Genomic DNA, 12435 nt, shown 5'->3' with positions numbered 1-12435 from the left:
ATTATTCTACTCGATCTTGCTTTGTAGATTTTGATAAAAACACTAAAAAAGAATTCGCATTAAGGTAAAAGAAGAAAAAAGTTCATAAACTATAATAATAGGAACGGTTTACTCCTTCACTACATTTTGTCGTTAGACCTTTGAGAGGAGCTCGCACAAAGAAAACCATGATGCAAGGCATCAGGTTTTGGGTATAAAAAACCTCACATTTCTGTAAAGCTTTTGCTTAGTAGCGAGAATAGAATTAACTCCTTCTTTTTAAAAAGAAAATGATTCCTATCATTAGATCACTAAAATTAACGTTTTATAACTTAAAAAGCCAAATTGAACTCTAAGGAACGATTTGGCTTTTCTATAACTTAAATATGTTTATTTTATTTTTTCTCTGAATTTTCTTCTTCAGTTGCTTTCTCTTGATCTTCCTTTATCAATTTTTTATCTTCTTCTGTAATTCGTTTGTGCTCAGCAGCTATCCCCTGGTGTTCTTTCTCCATGTTTGCATGCTCTGTTTTCATAGACTCATGTTCTGCTGTCATCTGTTCTAAAGTAAATTCTCCAGAAGCATGTTTTGTTTCTAATTCAGCATGCTTTTCTATTAATGCTTTATGAGCTGCGATAAGTTCACTGTGTTTAGCTAATAAAACCAAGTGGTTCTTTTCAATTACTAGATGAATAGAATCGTTTTCAATAGCTTTATGAGCATCTACCATTTGCTGATGATCATCTTTCATAGTATTATGTTCTGTAGCCATTGCTTCATGAGAAGCCTCCATTTCTTTATGCTCTTCTACCATGGCTTTGTGCTCTGGTGTTTCTGCTGGGTTTTGTTTACAAGAAAAAAATACAGATAATACTGCGATAAATGTTAATTTGCTGAGTGTTTTCATGATTTTGATAAATTAGTTAAACTTTAGCAAATGTAATATTTACTAAATCATTGTTTAACATTATTGTCACCATATTTTTAATGTTTGCATTATCAGTAAACTCAATTAAAATTATTAAGGAGTATTTCACGATTTTTTAGAGGTACTCATCTAATAAATTATAGTTTCCTTTTCAATGTTGTAGGTATCGTGTTAACCATTACGAGGTTTTACAAATACAAAATTTTTGCCAAAATTTATTCCTTATAAATATCTTAAGATTTAAGAATCCAATTAATTACTATATTTGGCAAATGAGAATGAACATTTGGAAAAATATTATTACTCTTTTTTTTCTATCCGCTTTTCTATTTCTTAGAATTGTTAATGTGCATGCTATTTCTCATTTTTCTGATGACGATGATCAAATCCATTGTGAGTTGTGTGAAATTATTGCGGTATCATATAAACTCACTCCTTTTACAGATAATACATTTGTAGAAGTAGAACAAAAATCTGCGATAGATTTCCATGAGTACAAAACCAATTTTTGTTACGAAACATCACAATACTGTATTACACTACCTAAAAGCATCTATAATAAACCTCCGCCCAAATATTTAGGGTAGTTGCGTTTTATTTTTGAAAATTTTCTTTTTGTACGTTGATACTTACGACAATATGATTTATAAAATCATGTTATAGTGTATACAATAGATCAATTACCCTTCTCTGTTAGTCAGAAAATTTTCTTCCAACATTTTTAGTATTTAATTTTTTTTAGTCATGAAAAAATTACCCGTTACTGTATTGAGTGGTTTTCTCGGTGCAGGCAAGACTACATTGCTTAACCATATTTTACATAATAAAGAAGGGTTAAAAGTTGCCGTGATTGTCAATGATATGAGTGAGGTCAATATAGATAGCCAGCTCGTACAAAATGAAAATACCCTTTCTCGAACAGAGGAACGCCTTGTAGAAATGAGCAATGGCTGTATTTGCTGCACCCTTCGAGAAGACCTGATGATAGAAGTCGAAAAATTAGCTAAGGAAAACAGGTTTGATTATCTAATTATCGAGAGTACAGGTATTTCAGAACCTATTCCTGTGGCTCAAACCTTTAGTTTTGCCAATGAGGACGGCAGTATCGACCTAAGTCGCTTCAGTTATGTCGATACTATGGTTACTGTAGTAGATGCATATAGTTTTTTGAAAGATTTTTCGAGTGCCCAATATCTATCGGATAGACAGCTTACTAATATCGAGAACGATGACCGTACGATTGTAAATCTACTTACCGATCAAATAGAATTTGCAAACGTGATTTTACTCAATAAAGTAGATCTGGTTACCGAACAAGAATTAAAAAATGTGTATGATATTCTTCATAAATTAAATCCAGGAGCCAGAATATTTCCTACTAAAAATTCACAAATAGCATTACAGGAAATTATCAATACAGGGTTGTTTAACTTTGAAGAAGCTGAAAGTTCTGCAGGTTGGATACGGGAACTCGAAAATGAACATGTTCCTGAAACCGAAGAGTATGGTATTGGTTCCTTTGTATTCCGTAATAAAAAACCGTTTCACCCAGAACGGTTCCTCGACTATGTTTCTAACCATTTCCCCTCAAACATTATTCGAAGTAAAGGCCTGTTTTGGTTGGCCTCTCGTAGTAATCAAGCCCTAATCTGGAGTACAGCAGGAGGTTCTACAAAAATTGACCCCGCTGGGGTATGGTGGGCATCTATGTCATTTGCAGAACGAATTAGCTACCCTTCCTTTCTGGATAACCAAAAATTAATAGAGTCAGATTGGATAAACCCTTTCGGGGATCGAAAGATAGAACTGGTCTTTATTGGGCAGCATCTCGATGTTACCGCGATAACCCTACAACTTGAAAAATGTTTACTTACCGATGAGGAGGTACTAGACTGGAAAACAGGAGAGTTCTCTAATATCGATAATTGGCCCATCCCAAGCTATCAAGATTCAAACGTATAAATAATAGTATTATGATCAATATTAACAATCTTACAAAGAAATACAACGAACACGTTGCTCTAAACGAATTGAATCTTCAAATCAAAGAAGGTGAAATATATTGTCTTCTCGGAGCTAATGGTGCCGGAAAGACTACCACAATCAACCTCTTGCTAGGTTTTACGACACCAACCTCGGGCAATGCCTCTATTAACCAAATAGACGTACAGGAAAATCCCAAGGCAACCAAGCGTTTCTTAGCTTACATCCCAGAGAATCTGATGCTTTACCCAAGCTTAACCGCTTTGGAAAACCTCGATTATTTTTCTGGAATAGCAGGAAAAAAGCTTTCGACAAAAGAATTAAAAGGCTTTTTGGAAGAAGCGGGACTGCAGACAGAAGCCTTTGACAAACGTATCGCTGCATTTTCTAAAGGTATGCGCCAAAAAGTAGGAGTCGCTATTGCCTTGGCCAAAGATGCCAAAGTACTGCTGTTAGACGAACCCACTTCTGGTCTTGATCCCAAGGCTAGTAATGAGTTTGGATTGCTGTTGCACAAGTTAAAATCAAAGGGGATAGCCACCCTAATGGCGACACACGACCTTTTTCGTGCCAAAGAAGTAGCCACTCATATAGGTATCATGAAAGATGGCAAATTACGGCAACAATTTGTATCCGACGATATCTCCCTTGCCGAGTTAGAAAAGGTATATCTCGATACCATGGACTATAAAGAAATAGTATCATGATAACAAAAACTTTTCTTAAAGAAACCAAGGAATTGTTGCGTGACGGTCGCGTTCGCATCTCCTTAATTATCGTATTCTTTTTATTAAGTGTAGCGGTATGGATCAGTGCTCAACAATACCAAAATGTAAACGCACAGTACTCTGCTGCTAAAACGGCAGAACGTGAGGTTTGGGATAATCAAGGTAAAAAGAACCCACATTCTGCAGCACATTATGGTACTTATGCCTTTAAACCAAAATATCCTCTTTCGTTAGTAGATCAAGGTGTAGATAAATATACAGGTACCTCCATTTTTTTGGAGGCTCATAAACGTAACGAGGCACAATTTAGCGCAGCGGCAGATCAAACAGGCCTCGCTCGCTTTGGAGATTTGACACCAGATTTTATGTTGCTCTTTATCATTCCCCTACTCATTGTTCTTCTGGGTTATAACGGTTTTACCAAAGAACGTGAAATGGGTACCTTAACATTACTCAAGAGTCAGGGCATTTCCCAATGGAAATGGATCTGGGGAAAATGGATGGCACTTTTCTTCCCTATTTTGTTAATTACAGCTATTCTGTTCCTGGTAGCAGGTATCCTATTGTCTAGCTTACAAGATTTTGGGGTGTTCAAATGGGAATCATTGTTCTTATTGTTTGTGATATATGTAGTTTACTATATTATCTTTATCAATTTGGTACTGTTAATTTCTATCAAAACTAAAAAATCAGGTATCTCACTAGTAGTGTCCCTATGTGCTTGGATCATCGCCTGTTTGGCAGCACCAAAAGCGGCAAGTAACTTTGCCGAAAACAAATATCCCTACCCAACACGACAAGAATTTACGGCAAATGTCTTAAAAGACAAAAAATCCGGGCTCGATGGTCATAATCCCTGGAACAAGGAAGCTAAACTTCTAGAGCAAAAAATATTGAAAGAATACGGTGTGGATAGCTTATCTCAGCTTCCCTTTAACTATGATGCCTATAGAATGCAAAAAGGTGAGGAACACCAGGCAAAGATCTATCTAAAACACTATAATCATCTCAAGAATCAATATGAGCAGCAGTCGGATGTATACAGGAATTTGGCGCTTCTCTCTCCCTATCTTCCTACACGATTTTTGAGTATGGCCATTGCCCAGACCGATTATGCCACGCATTGGGATTTTGCCGATGCTGCAGAGGACTATCGCATCGCTACTCAAAAATTTTTGAATGGTAATTTTGCTAAAAACTCAGAATACGGTAATTGGGCATACCAAGCAGATGCCGAAACCTGGAAACAGTTACCTGACTTTAACTACACTCCTCCTCAACTCGGAGCCATTCTAGAGCAAAATACTTCTAACCTTATGGTCATGGGGTTTTGGCTCTTAGGTTCTTTTGGATTCCTTTTTTTCATTCCTAAAAATTTATAAGTATGTTCAGTTACAATTTTAAATATGAATTAAAGCTGTTGCTCCGTAGCCGATGGATACAGCTCTTGAGTTTGATATTATTGCTTCTCTTTGGTTTTTCGGCTTTTAATGGAAAACAAAAAGTAGAGAAGCGTAAAAATGTCATTGTAAAGGCACAAGAAGAATTACGGGAAAACGATGCCGAAATGTTAAAACTTCTCGACTCGGTACAACGTGGGATGGAAGTAAGTGCTTCTCGGTGGACTCTACCCACAAGCCCAATGGCTGTAGGAAATTATCATCCCAGAGTAGCTGCCATGGAGCCTCAACCTATGGCATTTGTATCAACGGGCCAGGCAGATCTTTTTACCCATTTTGTAAAACCAACGGCAACAGGCGATGATTTTGCCTTAAATTTTACCGAAATGACCAGTCCTGTGCAATTGCTGTTCGGCAGTTTTGACCTGGCATTTGTGATTGTATATCTACTACCTCTTTTGATCATTGCTTTTTCCTATAACGTGCTTTCTGCCGAGAAAGAAAGTGGTGCACTGCGATTGCTGGCCGCACAACCCATTGGTATTCCCAATTGGGTAATGCAAAAACTGGGATTACGTTTCTTCTGGATGTCGGTTTTGGTCATTGCAGCTTTAACACTTGTTTTTCTTATCATCGGTATTGACATCCTAAGCCAAAGGAGTTTAGTTTTAGGGCTATTCACTTTGGTGTTGGGATATATGCTCTTTTGGTTTACTCTAGCCTTTTTGGTCAACCTATGGGTAGGTAGTTCGGCCAAAAATGCAGTAGCAATGCTCGGGCTTTGGGTACTATTTGTGTTACTGGTTCCTTCTGTATTAAACCAATTAGGAAATACCCTTTATCCTATGCCGTCGCGTACCCTCATGGTCAATGAGATGCGTGAAGTGAAAGCAGAAGTCACCAAAAAACAGGACGAAATCCTTGACAATTATTTACGTGACCATCCAGAGTATGCAATTAATGACACCTCTCAAAGGAGGTCTTTTTGGCACAGTTATATGGCTTCGCAACAGTTGGTCAAAGAAGAATTAGAACCGGTAGTAAGTTCTTTTGAGAACCAATTACAAAAACAACAAGACTGGATGAATAAATTCAAATGGATATCTCCGGCAATCACTGTTCAGGAGTCATTCAACCATTTGGCAGGAACTTCTACAGAAGACTACGAAAATTACCGAAAACAGGTCATCGCCTTTGCAGGAAATTGGCGGGAATATTTTGTCCCCCTTCTTTACAATAATAAAAAGTTTGCGCAGAAGGACTATGCTACATTACCAAAGTTTCAATATAGCCCGGCCTCATATCAATTGATTCCAGTGGCTTTAACACTCTACCTGATATCCATCGTACTTTTTGGCCTTGGATTTTTCAGTTCGAAACATCTAAAAACAAAAGGTATACTCAATTAAGAAAATAATGTTCAATTTTTAAATAAAATAATAATGATTACTAAAGAAGAAGTACAAAAAGCACAAATGGAATGGGGCAACGGGGTTGTCGAGATCGGTGCTAAAAAAGATCAAAGAGAGGAATGCGAGCGTTTTACAAGCAATTTTCTGGATGAACGCTATGCTTTTGATAAAAAAAAGGTACTGTTCAAGCCTACCAAAACATCGGTCATTCAATTTAGGCCTGATAAGGAAGGGGCACTTTCATATTTTATTGCAGGAAACGATCTATACCCAGAGGATGGAGGTTTTGCTATTCAACCGTGGACCAAAGTACGCTTTGAAAACGAAGTTATGATACTCGAAGAAAAAAGAGCTTTGGCCATGGGCAACTATTACTTTACCGACCTAGATGGACAGGAGGTCAAGGTTGAATATACCTTTGGCTATACTCTTGATCCTTCTGGAAAATTAAAGATAGACGTTCATCATTCTTCCCTACCTTATAATCCTGGGGCATCGGTATGATTTTTTTTGGTAAACGGCAAGAAAAAACCCTTTTTCTGGTTTGTCCTATGGATTTTATAGAACCTGTAATCAGGGAAAGATATAAAGGAAATTCTTTTTTTTATACTGCCCTGGGGGTTTTTCTTGAGTTCGATGAATCCACCCAGTATAATCTTTATAAGCTAATAAACAAAGAGGGGATAGATTATATCACATTGGTCGCCAAGGCTGATGGGGATTTCTACCAGGGGGCATTGCTCGATTGGCAGACGCCATTGCACCTTCCTGTGGAGCGATCTTTGGCACAATTGAAAACTGGTATTGCTCCCAGGATAGAACGACAGAAAGGCTCTTTCTTAAAATCGAGAATGATTATAGGCGAACACCTTGACCAGCAAAGAGAACGTCTTCTTAATACCGAACTTTTAGGGATTGGATTGCTACGTAATGGGATAGGTGTAGATAGTCTTGTTTATGAACCTTCTAATAAAAACTTTACAACTACTGGAGATGTTTTAAATAGGGCAAAATTATTTGATGGGATGATGGCTAATTAAAAAACGATATGAAATGAAAAACTCATGTTTTTAGTCTTTTTGCTTTAGATGAAGATTCTCTTTGCCGTACAAAACGAGATAGACAACTTCCTGCTTCCAAATACCTATCATTATTTCGATGGTAGGTATTGGATGTTGATGAGAAATTAAACAAGTCCGATTTTTTGAACTTAAGTCATTGAAAACAGAAAGTCTAAAACTGAAATTTAAAATCAATGAAAATAAAGCTTAAATAAAATGACCTCGAAAGACCTACACTATCTTATGCTAAAGGCAGTAGAGGTTGAGAATATATTTTAAGACAAAAAATAAATTATCAGTAAACTCACTTTTTAATACAGTTTTAATCATGTTTAACCGAATTGCTCTTTATCTTTTTCTTTTGATGTTTTCAGTTTCCTGTAAAGATCAAGTACAAAAAAAGCACGTCCCATCTGCAATTGATCGAGAAAAGATTGATGCGGCCTTTGGCAAGCATGTTTCTGCGATAATGTTGAATCATTTATATATAGTTCTGGATAGTCTCTCATACTCTAGTTTAACAAAAGATATTGGATGGGGCAAAACTTATGGAGCATTAGATAAAGGACTTCCTTCTTTTGCTCCAATAGATAATGATACACCTATGTGTTATCTAAGAGGACATAAACATTATATAGAAATTTTAGGGCCTAACAATGTATTCAACGAACCTGTTGGAAAAAGTGGCGTAGGTTTTACTCTAAAGAATGATGATGAACATTTTCATTTAGGCGTTAAACCAAAGCTAAAAGTAGAAAACACTCGGTTTCTTAATGCTACAAAAACTGTAGATATGGAATTAAGTAAACAAAAAGAGACTTGGTTCAAAGCGTTTTATACCTCTAGTCCTGGCACTGCTTTACATACCTGGTATGCTTTTTATAATCCTATTTTTCTTGATAGTCTTTACCAAAAACATCATCCTTTTTATTCTCGTGAAGCGTTTTTAAAGCCTAACTACGCAAACCAAAAGCTCTTTAACGGTATAAAATCGATTGCAATGACTTGTACTACTGATGACTACATCCGTATTACACAAGAATTATATCATCTGGGATGCAAACTATTAGAAAAAGATGGTCACATGCTTAGTATTGATGGAGGAGATATAATTATAAAAATTACGACATCTAATAAGATTGAATATAGCCAAATCACCCAGATACGATGTCATTTAAATAGAGCTGACGATAGTGTAATTAATCTGGGAAATGTCACTATTGTCAACAAAGGGAAAGAATCTATATGGAATTTTGATAACCTTCATAAAAATAACTTTTAAAATCAGATAAAAATGAAAACTTATTATTTAACTACCCTAATCCTATCCTTGTCTATTACTTTAATAGGGTGTAAACAACAAAAGAAAAATGTTACAGAAGAAGAAATTGCAACCCCGTCTGTTGAAGAATCGATAGAAATTCAACAATCAATCACCATAGAAAAATTAGAAAACTCTCCGGTCTATACAAATGCTGCGCTCACTTTGGATTTACCTGAAACCATAAAAATTTCTCAGGGAGGTGATATGGATTTTGCGTTTAATTTAGAGAATTATGAATTAGGTGCTCAAACCCAGGGACCAAATTCTCTAAAGTTGGCAAATTCGGGCAAAGGACAACATATTCATTTTATTTTGGATAATCAGCCCTACTCGGCGCATTACGAACCGCGTTTTAAAAAAGAAATCCCCGATGGTGTGCATCATTTGGTTGCTTTCTTAAGCCGTTCGTACCATGAATCGGTTAAAAATACAAACTCGGTAGTGGTTAGAAAACTTATGGTTGGTACCAATCCCCAAGATTCTCTAGGGTTAGATATGAAAGCTCCAACCCTTATCTACAGTCGTCCTAAGGGAGAATATACCGGTAAGGATGCTGAGAATTTATTACTTGATTTTTTTGTATTGAACACCACTCTTTCTAAAGATGGACATAAAGTTCGTGCTACTATTAATGGTGAAGAATTTATCATTACAGAATGGGCCCCGCAGATTATCAAAGGGCTTCCAATAGGAGAAGTTAGTATTCAATTAGAATTGCTGGATGAAACCGGAACACTAATTCCTGGTCCTTTCAATAAAGTCACTCGTACTGTACTATTAAAAGAATAATAATACGGCTTATCTGTTGGAGAATGGGTAAATCATTGATATTCCTAGTTTAGAAATGCAAAATTATCGCATTTGAATAAAGACCTATTTACGTTTCTTAAACGTCGAGACTTTTAATGGTAATGAAAAACGTTATCATTTATTTTTTTACAGTTACAAAAAAGTGAAACAATGTAATTAAATAATCGCATGGAAAATCCAACCCTTGAATTTCTACCTAAGCATGTTATGTCTAAATACATGCGGCATCAAGTGCTAACCAAGCCATTTGATGATTTGAAATATGATCAATTTGAATCGGCAATTAACACCCAAATGATAAAAGAGGCTGGTATTGAACAACAGGAATTTCTATATGTTTATACAGAAAAATGTATTATAGAGCCTACTTTTGGGTGGGCTCTTTCAGAAAATTTTCAGTTGATTGCAGAATCTTATCCTTATGCTCAATTTGTGCTTGACCAGTTCAAACCAGCGATTACAAAAACTCATTATTCTCGGCAAAAAAGGGTAACGCTAAACAAGGCTGTTTTGTTATCAGAAAATTACACCAACTATTTTCATTTTCTGAATGATTTTGCCGGACGATTAGCACTACTTGATCGTTTACATGTATCACGCGACATTCCTGTTATTGTATCTGAAGAATTAAGATCAAGTACTTTTTTTCAGCAATTTAGCATGTTATGCCCAAAATTCTTCAATCGTAATTGGATATTTCAGGCTAAAAACGAATATTATGAAATTGAAGATGCTACTTATTTTGTTCAAAATATAACCTGCAAACATGAAAATTTTCAGCCATTGCTTGATGAATTGCCTTACAAAAAAAACACTGTTGCTTCTCCTGATAAAATATTTATTACCCGCCGAGGAATCTACGGAAGAGGTTTAGTAAATTCCTTGGAAATTGAAAGCATTGCTCAAAATAATAATTTTAAAATAATAGACGCACAGAACTTTACCATTGCAGAGCAAGTTAAGTTATTTGCCAATGCTACTCATATTATCGGATTACATGGTGCAGGGCTTATGAATATGATACATTGCAAAAATGAGCATGTTAAAATACTTGAATTATTCCCAGGAAACTTTTATAAAGCCGTTTACTATTGGCTGGCATCACAATTTTCACACAGTTATAGTTGTATCAGGGGTTTACCTACTACAGATAACGAGCAGACCATTACTTCGACATCTGTCATTTTTAAGAGTAATTTTTATATGCCACCAGATGTTTTTTTGAATACATTAATAGCGTGGCTTAGGTAATAATTTTGGCTGAAAGGACTTAACTAAGTCTAAAAAACCAAGGCTGTAAACGCTACAAGAGATTGATTTAGACCGTTTATAGAATAAGTCCCTAAAATGGAATATGATATATGACTATTTATATCGAAATGGGAAACCTATCCAGGTAAATAATGAAACCAAAAATCGTTTTGTAGTAGATGTGATCATACTTTAAATATACAAGATCTCGCTAATTGCATGTCGATCTTTAGAAAACACAAAAAAACAAGAGCTCAAAATCAGAGCTCTTGTATATAAGCTTTACAGTAAGCAATTGCCCATAAAACAAGGGACAGGACATCTTGGTGCGTTTGCAGGACTATTTCCTCCAGGACAATAATATCCACCTGATTTACCATTGATTTGCTTGAGTTCTTCTCTACTTAAAGCTTTTCCTAAATTTAACATTGATTTTTTCATACTTCAAAGTCATTAAATGTTATTAATACGGACAACACATTCCATTCTGAACGCTACCGTAGCATCTTGCTCCAGGAAAACCACCGGCTCCAGTTGGCTCATATGAACACTCTATACCGTTTCCACCTTCTAAAGTATATTCTGAAGAACAACCGCAAGTTCCAAAACTTCCTCGCAATCCTCCGTGGATATTTTTTTGTTCTGATTTACTAAGTGCTTTTCCTAAGTTTAACAATGATTTTTTCATAAATAATAATAATTAAAAAAAATGATTAAGTCCCCGAACATTTAATGACACTCAAGGTTTATGTCAATTCCCTTTTACACCGTATTCAATTTGTTATCCCCAAGTTTTACAATACATTAAGCATAAAACTCAATGGCTTACATATTACTAATGCAGGAATCAAAAAACATAACAGGCATTTTTTTAATTTTTTTCAAATTCTTTTTGATTATTTTTATCCCTTCTGATTTTTGGTGATAAAAGTTGGTTAAAAGAAATTACCCTTTGATATGAATAGCAGTAAGCTGAAAAAGATTATCGAACAAGCAATACAAGGGAACGAATTGCCTTTTGATCGATTTGTTAAAGATCTTTTTGAGCAGCTAAAACCAAAACTTTTATCCTTAACCCAATCCCAACAAGAAACCGAAGATATTTTTATTGGTGCTATGCAAAAATTTTGGGAACGATTTGTAGTTCTTCAGGAAAAATTACCAGAAAATAGCATTGGTTATATTTTTGTGATGTGTAAAAACAATTGGCTTATTTCGAAACGTCACCCCTGGAATTCTGTAGTATTAAAAGAAACAATTTCTGAAGATCAAAAATTTAATGATCATAATAATAACATTAATGATTCTCTAGAAAATCTGGAAATAGAATGGCTGCAAAAAAGAGCTTTATCAGAAGCGTTGGATAGCTTATCTCAAAAATGCAAAACCCTTATGCAAACAGAAATAGATTCTGATACAAAATTAAAAGATTTACAAGAACAACTAGGGTATGTTAATTATCAAGCACTAGTGCAAGCAAAATACAATTGTAAAAAAAGGCTTATTAAAAAGGTCTATGAGATATTTGATCAATTAATGGCTCTCAAACAACGTTAAG

General features: G+C 35.4%; 13 protein-coding genes. 11 read left to right on the top strand and 2 right to left on the bottom strand.

All coding sequences use genetic code 11. The features are described 5' to 3' along the window. Positions 1-374: 374 nt before the first annotated feature. Complete coding sequence (locus DK441_RS07705; protein ID WP_109098202.1) at positions 375-887, bottom strand: hypothetical protein; 513 nt, start codon at positions 885-887, stop codon at positions 375-377. Positions 888-1180: 293 nt separating this feature from the next. Here DK441_RS07705 and DK441_RS07700 point away from each other — a divergent pair, with 293 nt between their 5' ends. From DK441_RS07700 to DK441_RS07655, 10 genes are all read left to right on the top strand, one after another. Then, complete coding sequence (locus tag DK441_RS07700; protein WP_160111992.1) at positions 1181-1495, top strand: hypothetical protein; 315 nt, start codon at positions 1181-1183, stop codon at positions 1493-1495. 157 nt (positions 1496-1652) lie between these two features. Next, positions 1653-2870 (top strand): GTP-binding protein, encoded by a 1218-nt coding sequence (locus tag DK441_RS07695; RefSeq protein ID WP_109098200.1) that lies wholly within the window; start codon positions 1653-1655, stop codon positions 2868-2870. 11 nt (positions 2871-2881) lie between these two features. Further along, positions 2882-3598 carry an ABC transporter ATP-binding protein gene (locus tag DK441_RS07690; RefSeq protein ID WP_109098199.1) on the top strand — a complete coding sequence of 239 codons (717 nt, stop codon included), beginning with the start codon at positions 2882-2884 and terminating at the stop codon, positions 3596-3598. Continuing rightward, positions 3595-5001: a DUF3526 domain-containing protein gene (locus tag DK441_RS07685; protein ID WP_109098198.1), complete on the top strand. Its 1407-nt coding sequence runs from the start codon at positions 3595-3597 to the stop codon at positions 4999-5001. Before DK441_RS07690 ends, DK441_RS07685 begins: the two co-directional genes overlap by 4 nt. 65 nt (positions 5002-5066) lie before the next feature. Continuing rightward, positions 5067-6428: a DUF3526 domain-containing protein gene (locus DK441_RS07680; protein ID WP_235015729.1), complete on the top strand. Its 1362-nt coding sequence runs from the start codon at positions 5067-5069 to the stop codon at positions 6426-6428. 66 nt (positions 6429-6494) lie between these two features. After that, positions 6495-6935: a hypothetical protein gene (locus DK441_RS07675; RefSeq protein ID WP_235015728.1), complete on the top strand. Its 441-nt coding sequence runs from the start codon at positions 6495-6497 to the stop codon at positions 6933-6935. A 47-nt stretch (positions 6936-6982) separates the two neighbouring features. Further along, positions 6983-7471 carry a hypothetical protein gene (locus tag DK441_RS07670; RefSeq protein ID WP_160111991.1) on the top strand — a complete coding sequence of 163 codons (489 nt, stop codon included), beginning with the start codon at positions 6983-6985 and terminating at the stop codon, positions 7469-7471. Positions 7472-7820: 349 nt separating this feature from the next. Next, positions 7821-8774 carry a DUF5829 family protein gene (locus tag DK441_RS07665; protein WP_160111990.1) on the top strand — a complete coding sequence of 318 codons (954 nt, stop codon included), beginning with the start codon at positions 7821-7823 and terminating at the stop codon, positions 8772-8774. Positions 8775-8786: 12 nt separating this feature from the next. After that, complete coding sequence (locus tag DK441_RS07660) at positions 8787-9605, top strand: hypothetical protein (protein WP_200822834.1); 819 nt, start codon at positions 8787-8789, stop codon at positions 9603-9605. Positions 9606-9794: 189 nt separating this feature from the next. Further along, positions 9795-10877 (top strand): DUF563 domain-containing protein, encoded by a 1083-nt coding sequence (locus DK441_RS07655; protein ID WP_109098192.1) that lies wholly within the window; start codon positions 9795-9797, stop codon positions 10875-10877. 463 nt (positions 10878-11340) lie between these two features. Here the strand turns inward: DK441_RS07655 and DK441_RS07650 are convergent, their stop codons facing one another. Beyond that, entirely contained in the window at positions 11341-11565 is a 225-nt protein-coding gene (locus DK441_RS07650) for a hypothetical protein (RefSeq protein ID WP_025663156.1), read from the bottom strand. A 269-nt stretch (positions 11566-11834) separates the two neighbouring features. Here DK441_RS07650 and DK441_RS07645 point away from each other — a divergent pair, with 269 nt between their 5' ends. Then, positions 11835-12434, top strand: coding sequence for an RNA polymerase sigma factor (locus DK441_RS07645; RefSeq protein WP_025663157.1), 600 nt, complete (start codon positions 11835-11837; stop codon positions 12432-12434). The last annotated feature ends 1 nt before the right edge of the window (position 12435 follow it).

The sequence above is a fragment of the Aquimarina sp. AU58 genome (assembly GCF_900312745.1).
Classification (GTDB): domain Bacteria; phylum Bacteroidota; class Bacteroidia; order Flavobacteriales; family Flavobacteriaceae; genus Aquimarina; species Aquimarina spinulae.
Note: the sequence above shows the minus strand (reverse complement) of the source record. Positions and strands in the feature narration are given on the sequence as shown.

Excerpts from the sequence above, each read along its gene's own strand:
- DK441_RS07705 (WP_109098202.1), bottom strand. The coding sequence starts at position 887 with ATGAAAACACTCAGCAAATTAACATTTATCGCAGTATTATCTGTATTT.
- DK441_RS07700 (WP_160111992.1), top strand. The coding sequence starts at position 1,181 with ATGAGAATGAACATTTGGAAAAATATTATTACTCTTTTTTTTCTATCC.
- DK441_RS07695 (WP_109098200.1), top strand. The coding sequence starts at position 1,653 with ATGAAAAAATTACCCGTTACTGTATTGAGTGGTTTTCTCGGTGCAGGC.
- DK441_RS07690 (WP_109098199.1), top strand. The coding sequence starts at position 2,882 with ATGATCAATATTAACAATCTTACAAAGAAATACAACGAACACGTTGCT.
- DK441_RS07685 (WP_109098198.1), top strand. The coding sequence starts at position 3,595 with ATGATAACAAAAACTTTTCTTAAAGAAACCAAGGAATTGTTGCGTGAC.
- DK441_RS07675 (WP_235015728.1), top strand. The coding sequence starts at position 6,495 with ATGGAATGGGGCAACGGGGTTGTCGAGATCGGTGCTAAAAAAGATCAA.
- DK441_RS07670 (WP_160111991.1), top strand. The coding sequence starts at position 6,983 with ATGGATTTTATAGAACCTGTAATCAGGGAAAGATATAAAGGAAATTCT.
- DK441_RS07665 (WP_160111990.1), top strand. The coding sequence starts at position 7,821 with ATGTTTAACCGAATTGCTCTTTATCTTTTTCTTTTGATGTTTTCAGTT.
- DK441_RS07660 (WP_200822834.1), top strand. The coding sequence starts at position 8,787 with ATGAAAACTTATTATTTAACTACCCTAATCCTATCCTTGTCTATTACT.
- DK441_RS07655 (WP_109098192.1), top strand. The coding sequence starts at position 9,795 with ATGGAAAATCCAACCCTTGAATTTCTACCTAAGCATGTTATGTCTAAA.
- DK441_RS07650 (WP_025663156.1), bottom strand. The coding sequence starts at position 11,565 with ATGAAAAAATCATTGTTAAACTTAGGAAAAGCACTTAGTAAATCAGAA.
- DK441_RS07645 (WP_025663157.1), top strand. The coding sequence starts at position 11,835 with ATGAATAGCAGTAAGCTGAAAAAGATTATCGAACAAGCAATACAAGGG.